A 14,284-nucleotide genomic window follows, 5' to 3' on the forward strand; every position below is an offset into this window, starting at 1 on the left:
CGGCGCTTCAGGGGCGGCTCACTCGGCCGCGCGCAAATCGGAGGACAGCACGCCGCTGTCGAGTTCCTCGGGTGTGAAGCCCAGCTCTTCAATGAGGATGTCCTTGTTGGCGGAGCCCAGCGCCGGCCCGGCATGGCGCACCCGGCCGGGCGTCGCGGACAGCTTGCCGGCGACGTTCTGGAAGCGCAGCGGGCCGCCCAGCTCCTCGTCGAACACGGTGACGATGTTCTCGCGGGCCGCAAAATGCGGATCCTCGAACACCTGCCGGATGTCGTTGACCGGCGCGGCGGCGGCCTCACAGCGGATGAAGCGCTCCATGATCTCCTGAAGGGTAAAGCGCCCGACGGCGTCCTGCAGCGCAGGGTCCATCTCCTTGTTATTCTTCACGCGCAGACGGTTGTCGACGAAGCGCGGGTCCTTCGGGATTTCGGGCACGTCGAGGGCGACGCACATGCGTTCGAAGGTCGATTGCGAAGCGCCGGCAATGGCGACGTATTTGCCGTCACTGGTCCGGTAGCAGTTGCGCGGTGCCGTGAAGGAATGCAGGCTGCCGTTGCGCTCCTGGATCAAACCAAGCTGGTCGAAATCCACCGCCTGGGGGCCAAGCAGCGTGAACAGCGGCTCATAGAGCGCGAGGTCGATGAACTGGCCCTTGCCGCCGTTCACCTCGCGGCCCTTCAGCGCGACCATGGCGAGGAAGGCGCCCATGAGACCGGTTGTGGAATCGGCGAGGCCGAAGGCCGGCAGGATGGGCGCCTGCTCCGGGACGCCGTTGATATAGGCGAAGCCGCTATAGGCCTCGGCCAACGTACCGAAACCGGGGCGGGCGGAATTCGGCCCGGTCTGCCCGAAGCCGGTGACGCGCAGCATGACGAGGCCGGGATTGATCTGCGACAGCACATCCCAACCCAACCCCCAGCGCTCCAGAGTGCCGGGCCGGAAGTTCTCGACCAGAATGTCGGCGTCCTTCACCAGCCGCTTGACGATCTCAACGCCGAGCGGCGTGCGCAGATCCGCCGTCACCGAACGCTTGTTGCGGTTGAGTACCTTGTAATAGAGGCCGACCCCGTCCTTGCTATTGCCCCAGTAGCGGGACTCGTCGCCGGTATCCGGCCGCTCGACCTTGATGACGTCGGCGCCGAAATCGGCGAGGAACATCGCGCCGATCGGTGCGGCGAGGAAGGATGCGATGTCGATCACCCGCACTCCCTGCAAGGGCAGAGGAGTCGAGTTCTTTGGCGTTTCCTGCTTGGCTGGCATGGGCTTCTCCTCCTGCGGCAACAATGTCTCTGGTAACGTATGCATTGATTTTTCAGACAACGGCCCTCCCCTGGCCGGCCGCGGTCTGACGGTCAGGGAATCTCGATGTCGATCAGCGGGACGTGCTGCTGGGCACCATAGACGTCGCGGTCACCCGGCGCACCGGAGGTCGGACCGGTGCGCGGGATGGTGATCTTGATGGCACGGGCCGCCTCGAATGGCATGATCTGCACCTCGCCGGCCGGCAGAGCGTAGAGCTCGCCGATCCGCTCCGGCGTCAGCACGCCGCTGTCCACGACGCGCCGATAGGTGGCGAGGTCGTCGAAAATGATGTCGAAGGTGATGTAGAGCGGCCCGGCATTCTTGCTGCGGAGCACGGCAGCCAGATCGTAGAGCCGCTCATGCCGGGCGTTGGGATGCGCTTGGGGAAGCGTCTGGACGGCCGGCTGGGGAATCGCGTGGACGTTGGCGCTCATGATCAGGCCACCTCGCTTATCTCGATGGGGAACAGCGCATCGGGATCGTCCACCTCCATCAGGTGATAGATGGTGAACTCGTAGACCGGCCCGCCCACGAAGTCCGACGGCGAGAAGGGGAAGGCGAGATTGCCCGCCGTGGCTTTGCGCCCGTCGAAATAGCAGTGAAGGAACGAGCTCCGGGCCAGCGACAGCACCATGTTCGCGGCCGCCTGGTCCTCGCCGATCGCCTCGATGACCAGGCCGACCTCGCCGGCGATCGGCTGGCCGACGCGCGGGCGCACGCCATCGCGGCCGTAATAGACGAAGCTGAGCTGGTAGCTGTCGGGCCGGAGCGTGCCCTGCACCAGCCGGGCGACGCCCTCGCGCACGCGGTTTTCCACCTCGTCGACGGCGGCAATGAGCCGGGGATCGGTCATGCCGGCGATGGCGATAGCGCGATAGCCGCGCAGCCGCACGCCTTCCAGCTTGATGGTCGGCCGGTCGGCGGGGACCAGCCGGCTGCCCGAGACCTTCACCCGTCTTTCGGTCAGTCTTTCGATATGGCTGGTCTCCAGGTCCACCATGCCTTCCGGCTCGAAGAAATGATGCGGGTCGGGCTGCTCGTACATCATGTGCGCCGCCACCGAGGTCGGGGAGAGCCGCATGTCCGGGTTCATCGGCTCCAGCTCGAAATGGTCGCGGCGCAGCGTGCCGAGGATGCAGTCATTGGCCGCGAGCGGAATGGCGCATTGCGCGCCGCATTCGATGATCTTGGCCATGTGGAAAGCCAAACCCATGTCGAGCCCCTTATAGGCGGCATAGCTGGCATAGATCGCGGTGTCGCAGGCCCGCCCGGCGATGATGACGTCGGCACCGGCGTCGAAGGCGTTGACGAAAGGCCCGGTGCCCATCTGGCCGACGATGCGCACCGTTTCGTCCACCATCTGTTCGGTCAGTTCCGGCAGCACGCCGAGCGAGCGGATCCGCCCCTCCCGCACCGCCTTCTTGACCACTGCCTTGTCGAGTTCGGCCTGGATGGTGGCGAGGCGGTACTTGTGGCCGTCGCGCCGACTCACCTCGTCGAGAATGTCGACGAAGCCTTCCAGATGCGGCCGGCCTCCGGCCGTGCCGGCGGTGCCGATCACATAGGGCACGCCGGCCTGCCGGGCCGCTGCCAGCGACAGGCCGAGGTCGCGGCGCACCTGCTCGCGCTTGGTGAGCTGGGTACCGCTGCCGAGATAATACGGCCCGGGATCCGAGGAGCCGTTGTCCGCGCCGATCAGATGCGGGTTGCGCGCCAGCCCCTCGCGCAGCGAGCGCTCCGGGAAGCCGTAGCCGAGATTGCCGGTGAGGGAGAGGATGCGCGCCTCTTCCATTCCGGGGGGGCGATGGATGGTCATGAGCGGAACTCCGGGATTGGCTGTGTCACTGGATCCGGCTCATGCGGCCGAGGAGATTGGCGCCGCCGACGATGACCAGCAGCAGGAGGGCCTGGAAGGCGCTGAAGGCCGCCGTCGCCCCGGTATCGCCGCCCTCGTAGAAGTCCAGCAGCAGCACCGGCATGACGATGGTGTTGTTGGTGAAGAGGAACAGCGAGGAGCCGAGCTCGCGGATCGAAAGGATGAACAGGAGGCTCATCGCCGAGACGATGCCCGGCACGGTGAGCGGCACGATGATGCGTAGGATGGTCTGCAGCGTGCCCGCGCCGCAGATGCGCGAGGCCTCCTCCAGCTCGCCATGGATCTGGGTGAGCGCAGCACTGAACACCTTCAGCGTGTCCGGCAGGAAGCGCGCGACCAGGGCGAGGGCGAGGATCAGCGTCGTGCCCCACAGATGCTCGGAGAAGGCGATCCAGGCCCACAGATAGGCGACGCCGATCACCAGCCCCGGCACCGCCACAGGCGCCGTGCTCAATATATCGAGCGATCTGCGAAACGGCAGCCTGGTGCGGTTGATCGTGTATGCCAGTGAGAAGGCGAGCACGCCGCCGAGCACGGCGCTCATGATGCCGACCTCGATCGTGTTCCAGAACGAGCGCCAGACCAGATCGCTGGCGAACAGGCGCTGAAAATGGATCAGCGAGTATTGGCTGGCATCGAACAGGCTGGCGAAGTTCGGCACGAACATGAAGCGGCGGAACGCGCCGACCAGCAGCCCGATGCAGGGCACCACCACGGCGACGAGCGCATAGAGCGCGGCAATGGAGAAGGTGAGCCAGCGCCAGCGGCCGAGATCCATGGTGCGGGGCTTGAACGATTTGCCGGTGACCGTGACGAAGCTGCGTCCCGCCAGCACCCGGTGCTGCAAGGCAACGCACACCGCCGTGACGATAACCAGCACGATGGCGACCGCCGCGGCCGCATTGAACATGGGCGGCGTCCACGAGGTGAGGCGGAACAGATAGGTGGTCAGCACGTCGATCTTGCCGGGCGTACCCAGCGCCGCAGGGATGCCGTAGATGCCGAACATCACGATGAAGCACAGAAGGCTGCCCGAGAGGATCGCCGGCGCGATCAGCGGGAAGGTGATGGTGAGCGTCGAGCGCAACGGCCCGGCGCCCGACATCTGCGCCGCCTCTTCCAGCGAGGGGTCCATGTTCTTCAGCGCCGCGGAGACGAACATGTAGACGTAAGGCGCGTAATACATCGCGAAGACCGCGATCATGCCGCTGAGGCTGTAGAAATTGACGCGGATATCCAAACCGAACTGCTTGAGGAAGACATTGAGCAGTCCGGTCGTCGGTGAGCCCATGTAGGACCACGCCACCGCCGCCACCATGGGCGGCAGGAACAGCGGCATGATCGCGGAAATCTCCACCCAGCCCTTTCCGGGCGTGTTGGTGCGGGCCACGATCCAGGCCAGCCCCACGCCGATGATCACGGCGAAGAAGGTGCCGATGCCGCAGGTGATCAGCGAATTGACCGCCGCCTCGCGCACCAGCGAGGAATTGGCGATGCCACGAAAATTATCCATCGTGAGAGCGGTCGAGATGCCCTCAAGCGCCGGGTTCGTCGTGGTGAGCGCCCCCAGCAGCAGCATCGCCATTGGATAGATGACGAGCACGCACAGCACGAGAACGAGCCCCAGCGACCAGATATGGCCCCGCCAGGCATTCAGCGTCATCCTCCACGAAAAGACGTCAGGGCGCGCATGCACGCCCTGTGGAACAGTGAAATCCACCACCGTCGGCTTCCTCCGGGTCGTTTCCCTAGGCTCGGCATTTTTTCGGGGCATTTTTCGCCCTCAGTGCCGTTTGCACGATTAACGTATACGTAAATGAATTTATCAAGCGATTTTTTATCTTAATAAGAAACGTATTCGCTATTTACGCCGGAGCTTTTCTCGTAATAGGCTTGCCGCTCAAGCGCGCAGCCCGGCCGGCGCCAACCGACCGCCGCACAAAAACCGCGCGCGAACCCAGGAGGAAATCGATGAAAGCTCTCATGACGCGGGCGGTGCTTGCTGCTGCCTCCCTTCTCGTACTGTCCGGTGCCACGTCGGCACAGGAGTGCTGCTCGAAGGAACTGGTCGCGGCCGCCACCAAGGAAGGCAAGCTCACGCTCTATTCCGGCGTGGTGCTCGACAATGAGCAGATCCTCGCCAAGGCGTTCTCCGAACGCTTCCCCGGGATCAACGTCGACATCGTGCGCGCGCCAGGCGGACGACTTTTCACCCGAATCGAGACCGAAGCCGCCGCCAACAAGCTGACGGCCGACGTGGTGGACCTGACCGACCGCATGCTCGCCACCCGCATCGAGCACCTGTTCGCGGATTATGCCCCGCCCAATGCCGCCAAGTGGGACCGCTCCTCGATGCCGGTGAAGAGCCTGTGGCCGCGCACGCTCTTCGTCTACGGCCTCGCCTACAACCCGGCCCTGATGGAAGCGCCGAAGGCGAGTTGGAAGGAGCTTGAGGATCCCAAATACAAGGACAAGACCGGCCTGATCCTTGCCGGCTCGGGCGGCAGCGCGTGGACGGTCGCCATGTTCCAGCGCAAGGTGATGGGCGCGGACACATGGGAGAAGATCGCGGCGCTACGGCCTCGCCTATTTGAATCGAACGGCCCGGCCTCCAGCGCCATTGTGCGCGGCGAGATCCATATGGGAGCACTTCTGCTTGCCACCGCTACCGCTCTGAAGCTCCAGGGTGCGCCGATCAACGTGGTGTATCCGATGGAGGGACTACCCGCCGCGCCCGGCGCCGCCGGCATCTTCAAGAACGCGCCGCACCCCAACGCGGCCCGGTTGTTCATGGACTGGTCGCTCTCCGAAGAGGGCCAGAACGTGATCGTCGAGAAGCTCGGCGGCATGTCGCTGCTCGCAGGCGCGAAGAAGCCCGAGGGCGCCCCCGCGGATGCCAAGGTCTGGGTGCCGGACAATGCCGAGTTCGACTCCCTGCGCGAACCGTGGGTGAAGGAGTGGGACGCCATCTACGGCTACCGCAACTGAACAACGGGGGTTGATCCATGTCTGTCGCCCTCTCGGTCGCAAACCTCAACAAGTCGTTCAGCAGCGGGCTTCGTCCGGCGGTCGACGATGTCAGCTTCACCGCCGCGCCCGGGGAGATCATCGTTCTCCTCGGTCCCTCGGGATGCGGCAAGACCACCACGCTGCGCATGGTCGCGGGACTGGAGAAGCCCACCTCCGGCACCATCCGCATCGGAGACCATGCCGTCTATGATTCCGCCAGCGGGGCGCTCGTCGCCCCGCAGCATCGACAGATCGGCATGGTGTTCCAGTCCTATGCCGTCTGGCCGCACATGACGGTATTCGAGAATGTCGCCTATCCGCTGCGACGACGCGGCCAGAACAAGGCGGAACTACGCGAACGCGTCGAGGAAACACTCGAACTGGTCGGCCTGGCAGATTATGCGGAACGCTCCGTCGTTGCGTTGTCCGGCGGGCAGATGCAGCGCGTGGCGCTGGCCCGCGCGTTGGTCTACCGCCCGCGTATCGTGCTGCTGGACGAGCCGCTCTCCAACCTCGACGCCAAGCTGCGCATCCGGCTGCGCGACGATCTGCGCCGAGTGATCAAGCAGCTCGGCCTCACCGCGCTTTATGTCACGCACGATCAGGAGGAAGCCGTGGTGATCGGCGACCGCATCGGGGTGATGCGCGACGGCAAGCTTCTGCAGATCTGTGCCGCTACGGATCTCTACAACAGCCCGGCCGACCCCTTCGTCGCCAACTTCACCGGCGTAACCAACACGCTGAAGGGCCATCTGGTTCAGGTCGATAATGGGCAGGGCCGTTTCCAGTTGGAAGGCCAAGGCGCCCATCTCCATGCCCGGATGATGGGCAAGCTGCGCGTAGGCGATCCTGCGCTCATCGGACTCAGGCCGGAGAACATCGCGCTCTCCGCCCGTGACGGGCTGGCGACAGGAGACGGTAAAGGCCAGCGCTATCCCGGCCGCATCACCCAGCGACGCTTCCATGGAGGGCAGAGCGTCTACACGGTGGACGTGCTCGACGCCTCGCTCGACGTGGTGGAACTGGGTACCGAGCCACGCTTCTCCACGGGTACGGAGGTTCTGGTTTCGATCCCCGTCGATCTGTGCTGGGCCTATTGCGGCGCGGCGTAACGAGGCCGGCGCCGTTCAGGGCAACCAGCGCCACCGATGCGCGGACCGCGTGCCGGTGGCGCTCGGTCTTGGCGCCATGCGACTGGAAAGCGCAAATGCCTGTCGCCCGAATCAAGACCCGACACCTTGAAAAGGCCGGCAGCGTGTACAACTGCGGAAATAAGTGCCTGGATCGAGAAGCAGGTTCGCGAGCCAGCGGCCGCACGTCTCGCTTAGAGCAAGATCAGGGCTGCGATCGATCGGTCCGGCCGATCCATGATGCACCTCTGTGTGCAGGCAGTCCTCACTCCTAGCCTATCTAGCGCGAAAGTCCCGCGGGGCACGGCCGGTCGCCTTTCGGAAGGCGCGCGCGAAATTGGCGGGAGAGGAATATCCCATCTCCGCCGAAACACGGGTGATCGAGCCATTCGTGTGCCGGAGGAGCTCGGTGGCTCGCTGAAGCCTTGCTGCGTTCGCCAAGCTGCGAAAATCGGTTCCCGCCCGGTTCAACTCGCGTTGCAACGTTCGGATGCTGGTATCCATCGATTGCGCGGCACTGTCGATGGACACGCTCCCGGTGAGAACCTGGGCGCGGATCTGTTCCACGACGACGTCGAGCAGATCCCGTGGAGCCCCGCCCCGCCGGTCTCGCGCCACGTCCTCGATCGTGATCATCGACCATGAAGCGCGCCTTCGAGCAGCAGATAAATGATGGCGCTCCATGACGACCGTCACTGCTGGCGCATTGAAAAGGACCGGGCACTGAAAGACATCTTCGAACAGCCCAGCCTGGCGCGGCTTGTCGATATCAAGCTCGATGCGCAGCGGCCGCCAGTCAGCGGGCAAATAAGCCCTGAGGACGCTCAGCAGGACGCCAGCCGCGGCGCTGGCGATGATGTCGTAGCCGGTGCGCCCGGCAAGGGCAAAGACGTAGCTATACCGTGCCTCGTCGCCGACGATCGCGACCGACATCCTGTCATCCGTGCTATGGTAGTGAAGTGCCGCGATGGCGCGCTCGATGGATTGGCCGAGGGTGTCGGCTCCCAGCACGTAGCGCCCGAAACTGCCATAGTTGGCAGCGTTCATCATCGGAGCCAACAGGATCCCAAGGTTGGGCTCGCCCGCCGCTCTCGCCGCGGCATTCACGAACCCAACCACCGCCGCATGCGGGATGAAGCAATTCCGATCCTCGGTCAGCTCGAGATCGAAGCCGGCGGCTCGATTCGCCTGCTGAAGCGCCCTTTCCCCGATTTCCTGGCGCAGGAAGGCCGGCGTGCCATGCAGTATGCGGTTCGAGATAACCGGTATCTCAGCCATGCGCGGAACGCTCCGGGGATACCGCCATTGGTGGCGCAAAATGAGTGGTCTCGAAGTCCGATTGCTGCTTTGTGGCGCAATATAGGTGTATCGGACAAACGGGGAAGCCTGCTTGAGGCCGCCGGCGTGGCTTTGACTGCAGCCGAGGAAATTGTCGGCCGTGAGCGCGAGGAAGTTGCCCATCGTCGCGTTCGTTCGCGCCGAACTCAATCATGATAGAGGGGCTGCAGTGCTGAATGCATGCAAGCTAACGATCCTGCCGGCAGGGCTTGCAGCCATGCTCGCCACCCCGATGCTCTCGATCACGCCGGCTCAAGCCTATCGGTCTGGCGGGGCGGCCTGTGGACCGCGCGGCTGCGTGGCAGCGGGCTGCGGTCCGCGCGGATGCGCAGCGGGCGCTGTCAGGCCGGGCTATGGAGCCCCGGGGTACCGCCCGCGCGGCGTCGTGGTTGTAAATCCTCATCGTTATTGGCGCCCCGGAGGCGCGATCGCGGCCGGAGCGGCCGTGGGATTCATTGCTGATGCTGCAGCCGTTTCGATTGCCGGCACTCCGCCCGAGCCCGGGTACTGCTGGTACTATACGACTCCTAGTCGGAGTCAGGGTTTCTGGGACGTCTGCCCACGATAGTTATCTATCGGACACTCAACTTAGGCGCAGAGATGATGACGCAACTGAGCCGCCGACAGAAGGCGATGCGTGGCGCCGGAGGCGCCGCGCATCTCGAATTGCAGCAAAGGATGTTCACCATGAAACGCTACCTGAGACTGGCCGGCGCCACCGCCTTCGCGGCCCTTACGCTGCCCTCTGCCGCTGCGATCGCGCAGGTGTCGCAAGAGACCATTCGGTCTCTTGGCGCACCCGATACGGCGCAGACGCGCATCGGCACGCTGGAGTTCAAGGACGGTGCACCGACCGCCGAAACCGCCAGCAGGGTATACGACGCGCTCGATTTCACCCGGGCGCTCAACGTCTACAACAACAGCTTCCGCGGCGCCTCGGCCCTGGCGCTCGTCAAGGGATTCGCGAGCATTGGCGTCAAGCCCGGCGATGTTGCGATCTTCTCGGAGCTCATGGACTCGAGCTCGCTGTTCCTGACGGCAAATGCCGATACGGTCTATTACCTCACGGCGCTCGATCTGAGCAAAGGCCCGCTGGTGGTCGAACAACCATCGGACGCCGTCGGCACGATCAACGACATGTGGTTCTCGTGGATCATCGACATTGGCGCCCCGGGACCAGATCGCGGCCTTGGCGGCAAGTACCTGATCGTCGGCCCCGACTATAACGGTCCGCTGCCCGAGGGCGGCTATTTCATTGCCCGTTCAAAGACGAACCTCGCTCTCTACGCCGCGCGCGCCTATCTCGTCGACAGCGACCCCAAGCCGGCCGTCGAGAACGTCAAGCGGAACCTGAAGATCTATCCTTACCAGCCGGGCTCTTTCGGAACGAGCCTTGCTCAGGCGCTCGAAGGCACGGTGCGCATTGCCGGCGAGCCGAAGATTCCAGAGATGAAGTTCATCGAGGCCAGCGGACGGTCGTTCAACACCATTCCGCCGAGCGGCTACGGTTTCTTCGAACTGATTAATGAGAACGTCCAGAACGAGCCTGCCACCAGCTACGACATCGAGCTTGCAGGACAGCTCGCGGCGATCGGCATCGTGCACGGCAAGGAGTTCAAGCCCGACGAGCGGATGAAGAAGATCCTGTCGGATGCGGCGGTGGTCGGCCAGGCATCCGGCCGCGCACTCAACTGGCGCTATGCGATGCAGCACCCAGACTGGACCTACTACAAGGGTTCGCAGTGGGGCAACATGCTGTGGGATGGTGGCGCGTTTTTCGAGACCCCGCCGCCCGTCTTCAAAGATGGCATGTTCGAGCCGCTGGCACCGACTGGCGCGCGCACGCTCGATTCCCGCATAGCCTTTTATTACGGCTACACGCTCGACTCGCCTGGCATGATCATGCGCATCCCGGGCGTGGGCTCGCAGTACCTCATGAGCTTCCTCGATCCTGATGGAACTCCCTTCGACGGCGCGAAGACCTACAAGGTGACGCTGCCCAAGGACATTCCCGCCAAGGCGTTCTGGTCCTTCACGCTCTATGACAACCAGACACGCTCCATGTTGCAGACGCCGCAGAAATATCCGCGCGCCGGCAGCCAGAGCTATCCCTCTCCGGCCGCCGAGGCCGCCGCCGACGGCACGACCACGGTCTATTTCGGCCCCACCCAGCCGAACGGTGTGGCACGCGGCAACTGGATCCAGACCGCCCCCGGAAAGGGCTGGTTCACAATTCTGCGCCTCTACAGCCCGTTGCCGTCGTTCTTCGACAAGAGCTGGCGGCCGAGCGAGATCGCTCTGGTGAAGTGACCCAAGAGCCGGCCCGCGGAAGATCGCGGGCCGGTTCGCCGAAATTGCGCCCCCGAAATAGATGCCTGGGATCCGAACGGCGTGCTGGGCCGTGCTGGCGCAGACGATCGAATCGGCCGGTGGAGAAGGACGATGCCGAACAATCTCCAGAAGAGGCGTGCAGCCGGGTACAGGACAGGTGCCATGACGTTGGCGCTCGTGGCGTTTGTCGCCGCGGGTTCAGCGGGCGCCGCCGACCTGTCCTATCGCCGTGTGCCGCAGCCCGTCTCGGCATTGCAAGTGCGGCCGGCATCGGACTGGCGCTTTCAGGCGACGTTCTATGGCTGGCTCACCGCGATCGACGGCGAGATCGGCGTGCTCAACCGGCCCATGGCACCGGTTGACGCATCGGTGCCAGAGGTGCTGGAAAACCTCGACGGCGCGGTGATGGGCTCGTTCCTTGCGGAAAACGGGCAGTGGCTGTTCCTGGCGGATCTCGTGCTGGCGCGGCTGTCGCACACCGATCAGATCGGCCCTTATGGAGGCAGCGACGTCGACGCGGAGCTGTCGCAGACCATCGCCACCGGCGCGATTGGCCACTGGCTACCACTCGGCGCATCCAGCTTTGATCTCGGCATCACCGCCGGCCTGCGCTACGTGCGGCTTTCCGCCGACGCAGCCTTGTCGGTCGCTGGTTCACAGCTTGCCTGGTCAGGCAGCCAGACGGAGCAGTGGATCGATCCCACCGTCGGACTGGTCCTGCAATGGGCGATCGACGATCGCTGGTTCCTGAACTCCACCGCGGATATTGGCGGCTTTGGTGTTGGATCGAAGCTGTCGAGCAATGGCTATGTTGGGGTCGGCTACTGGTGGACGTCCTCGATCTCGACGGCGATCGGCTACCGCTATCTCTACGAAGACTATCAGGGGCCTGGCGTCGGCACGGGCTCCTTTCGCTACAATACCGTCATGCATGGTCCAACCCTCAGTCTAGGCTGGCATTTCTGACCGAGATCTAGAGCCAGGGCTCGCCCCCACGCGTGGCGCCTACAATGGTCAAGGGCCGCTGCGTCAACGCCAATTTTGTGTCGTGAGCGACCACGTTGACGATGTGCACCCGCCATGGACCTCCGAGGTCGGTGGCGGGCAGCATGTCCCAAAGGGACGCGCGTCCGAGTTCTTTGGTGACGAGGAGGCGCTCGCGTGGCCATCACGGTCGGAAGAACGCGTAGCCACAGCTCCTGGGATATACTCCCCCAGCTTCAAAGGACGGATTTGAGGAAGGCGACGGTTTCCGGCTGCTGCGGATTGCCGATCACCTGGGCCGGAGGCCCGATCTCGTGGATCTTCCCCTTGTGAAAGAACGCGACCCGATCCGACACTTCGCGGGCGAAGGCGATCTCGTGGGTGACCACGATCATCGTCATTCCCTCGGCGGAAAGAAGGCGCATCGTGTCGAGAACCTCGCCGACCAGCTGCGGGTCGAGCGCCGAGGTCACCTCGTCGAACAGCATGTAGTCCGGCGACATGGCGAGCGCACGCGCGATCGCCATGCGCTGCTGCTGGCCGCCGGAGAGCCTGGAAGGATAGACCTTCAGCTTCTCGCCGAGCCCGACATGCGAGAGCTTCTCCACACCGATCGCCTCGGCCTCGGCCCGGCTCTTGCCCAGCACCTTGCGCGGGGCGAGCATGACGTTCTCCAGCACGGTCAGGTGCGGAAACGCATTCCATTGTTGAAAAACGATGCCGATCTTGCGGCGGAGCCTGTTGAGGTCGGTGCCGCGGGCATGCACGTCGACGCCGTCGACCAGGATACGGCCGGCATTGATCGGCTCCAGCCCGTTGATGCACATCAGCAGCGTCGACTTGCCGGAGCCGGAACCGCCGATCACCGAGACCACCTCGCCTTTCTCCACCGTCATGGTGACGCCCTTCACCACTTCGAGCTGGCCGAAGGATTTGTGGACGTCGTCGATCTCAATCATTTTCGCGCCACCTCTTCTCCAGCCGCGCGCCGAGACGGGCAATGGGAAAGCTCATCAGGAAATAGATCAGCCCGGCGATCGCGAGCACGAAGAGCGGCTCCTGGATGCGGGTGACGATGATCTGCGAGGAGCGCAGCAACTCGACGATGCCGATCCACAGCACCAGCGCGGTGTCCTTCATCACGCCAAGCGTGAGGCCGATCCAGTTCGGCAGCGCGACGCGCAGGGCGATGGGAAACACGATGGCGGTCAGGTCCTGCCGCCAGCTCAGCCCGAGCGAGCGGGCCGCCCGCCGCGTCGTCGCCGGTACCGCGAGGATGCCGGCGCGCACGATCTCGGTGCAAAAGGCTGCGGTATAGATCGCCAGTACGACACAGCCGATCGTAAAGGCCGACCAGTTGAGGCCGATGATCGACTTGAAGGAATTGGCCAATACGAACTGGATCAGCAGCGGCACCGAGCGGAAGATGTCGAGCACGAAGCCGATCGGCGCGTTGACCCACCACGGCACGGTTGCCCGCGCCAGACCGAACAACATGCCGAGCAGGGTTCCGCCCAGTACCGCCCAGAAGGTGATGGAGATGGTGACGCCCGCTCCCCTCAACATGAACCAGAGGTCGTTGAGAGTGAAGGAGGTTTCGAACAGGGAACCGTCGAACATCTGCGCCTCCCTCAATAACGGAACAGCCGCCACGCCATCAGGCGGGCCGAGCCGGTCACGGCCTTGGCGATCAGGTAGTAGATGACGGCGGCGATGGCGAAGAACTCGAAGGAGCGGAACGACTTGACGTTGAGGTGCTGGGTGACGCCAGTCAGGTCGTTGTTCAGCCCCACCACCACGCCGAGCGAGGTCATCAGGATCGCCCACACCATCTGATTGGTGAGTGGATGGAACACCACCCGGAACATTTGCGGCAGCACGATCAACCGGAATGCCTGGATGGACCCCATGCCCAGCGAGCGGGCGGCGCGCACCTGTGTCGATGGCACGGCGCGCAGACCGCCGCGAAAGGTTTCGGCGAGATAGCCGGCATTGTTGAAGGTGATGCCGGCCAGCAGCGCCGGGAAACTGTCGAGATAGATTCCCAGCGAGCCGAGGCCGAAATAGGCCATGTAGATCTGGAACAGTGCCGGGGTGTTGCGCGCCAGTTCCACCCAGCTCGTCGCGATCGCCCGGAGCACGCGAAAGCGCGAGCCGGACGCCAGCGCCAGAAGCACTGCGAATGCCACCCCGAGCACCATGGACAGCACCGCGACCTCGAGGGTCACCAGTGCTCCCCAGAGCATGTCCGGCAATGCCCGGAAGGCCGGACGCCAATGAAAGGTGTAGTTCATCGCTCGCGCCCGCCGCCGGA

Annotated in this window: 13 protein-coding genes; 5 read left to right on the forward strand and 8 right to left on the reverse strand. The window is 64.2% G+C overall.

The window, feature by feature from the left end; all coding sequences use genetic code 11:
- Positions 1 to 18: 18 nt before the first annotated feature.
- From AC1RU4_RS17760 to AC1RU4_RS17775, 4 genes are all read right to left on the reverse strand, one after another.
- Positions 19 to 1,260: a CaiB/BaiF CoA transferase family protein gene (locus AC1RU4_RS17760; protein WP_492892444.1), complete on the reverse strand. Its 1,242-nt coding sequence runs from the start codon at positions 1,258 to 1,260 to the stop codon at positions 19 to 21.
- Positions 1,261 to 1,352: 92 nt separating this feature from the next.
- Positions 1,353 to 1,736, reverse strand: coding sequence for a DUF4387 domain-containing protein (locus AC1RU4_RS17765; protein ID WP_492892445.1), 384 nt, complete (start codon positions 1,734 to 1,736; stop codon positions 1,353 to 1,355).
- 2 nt (positions 1,737 to 1,738) lie between these two features.
- Positions 1,739 to 3,118 (reverse strand): acyclic terpene utilization AtuA family protein, encoded by a 1,380-nt coding sequence (locus AC1RU4_RS17770; protein WP_492892446.1) that lies wholly within the window; start codon positions 3,116 to 3,118, stop codon positions 1,739 to 1,741.
- 25 nt (positions 3,119 to 3,143) lie between these two features.
- Positions 3,144 to 4,841: an ABC transporter permease gene (locus tag AC1RU4_RS17775; RefSeq protein WP_492892447.1), complete on the reverse strand. Its 1,698-nt coding sequence runs from the start codon at positions 4,839 to 4,841 to the stop codon at positions 3,144 to 3,146.
- Positions 4,842 to 5,149: 308 nt separating this feature from the next.
- On the opposite strand from AC1RU4_RS17775, the gene AC1RU4_RS17780 reads away from it, so the two are divergent.
- A complete protein-coding gene (locus AC1RU4_RS17780; RefSeq protein ID WP_492892448.1) occupies positions 5,150 to 6,166 on the forward strand; it encodes an ABC transporter substrate-binding protein in 1,017 nt (338 codons plus the stop codon).
- Positions 6,167 to 6,183: 17 nt separating this feature from the next.
- Complete coding sequence (locus AC1RU4_RS17785) at positions 6,184 to 7,299, forward strand: ABC transporter ATP-binding protein (protein ID WP_492892449.1); 1,116 nt, start codon at positions 6,184 to 6,186, stop codon at positions 7,297 to 7,299.
- A gap of 294 nt (positions 7,300 to 7,593) precedes the next feature.
- On the opposite strand, the gene AC1RU4_RS17790 is transcribed toward AC1RU4_RS17785, so the two are convergent.
- Entirely contained in the window at positions 7,594 to 8,595 is a 1,002-nt protein-coding gene (locus AC1RU4_RS17790; RefSeq protein WP_492892450.1) for an AraC family transcriptional regulator, read from the reverse strand.
- 277 nt (positions 8,596 to 8,872) lie between these two features.
- Between AC1RU4_RS17790 and AC1RU4_RS17795 the strand changes: the two genes are divergently transcribed.
- The 3 genes from AC1RU4_RS17795 to AC1RU4_RS17805 all read left to right on the forward strand — a co-directional run bounded on the left by AC1RU4_RS17795 (position 8,873) and on the right by AC1RU4_RS17805 (position 11,952).
- Positions 8,873 to 9,223, forward strand: a complete 351-nt coding sequence (locus AC1RU4_RS17795; protein ID WP_492892559.1) for a hypothetical protein — start codon at positions 8,873 to 8,875, stop codon at positions 9,221 to 9,223.
- Positions 9,224 to 9,342: 119 nt separating this feature from the next.
- Positions 9,343 to 10,965 carry a DUF1254 domain-containing protein gene (locus AC1RU4_RS17800; protein ID WP_492892560.1) on the forward strand — a complete coding sequence of 541 codons (1,623 nt, stop codon included), beginning with the start codon at positions 9,343 to 9,345 and terminating at the stop codon, positions 10,963 to 10,965.
- 183 nt (positions 10,966 to 11,148) lie between these two features.
- Entirely contained in the window at positions 11,149 to 11,952 is an 804-nt protein-coding gene (locus AC1RU4_RS17805) for a hypothetical protein (protein ID WP_492892451.1), read from the forward strand.
- A gap of 254 nt (positions 11,953 to 12,206) precedes the next feature.
- Here AC1RU4_RS17805 and AC1RU4_RS17810 read toward each other — a convergent pair whose 3' ends face one another.
- Genes AC1RU4_RS17810 through AC1RU4_RS17820 form a run of 3 tightly spaced genes read right to left on the reverse strand, consistent with a single transcriptional unit; the run spans position 12,207 to position 14,264 of the window.
- The gene (locus AC1RU4_RS17810) at positions 12,207 to 12,929 is read right to left on the reverse strand and encodes an amino acid ABC transporter ATP-binding protein (protein WP_492892452.1); all 723 of its coding nucleotides are present in this window, start codon (positions 12,927 to 12,929) and stop codon (positions 12,207 to 12,209) included.
- Entirely contained in the window at positions 12,922 to 13,575 is a 654-nt protein-coding gene (locus AC1RU4_RS17815) for an amino acid ABC transporter permease (RefSeq protein WP_492892561.1), read from the reverse strand. The genes AC1RU4_RS17810 and AC1RU4_RS17815 overlap by 8 nt, the downstream gene beginning before the upstream one ends.
- 26 nt (positions 13,576 to 13,601) lie before the next feature.
- A complete protein-coding gene (locus AC1RU4_RS17820) occupies positions 13,602 to 14,264 on the reverse strand; it encodes an amino acid ABC transporter permease (protein WP_492892453.1) in 663 nt (220 codons plus the stop codon).
- Positions 14,265 to 14,284: the final 20 nt, after the last annotated feature.

This window comes from Ancylobacter sp. GW821-FHT10E12 (assembly GCF_058809335.1).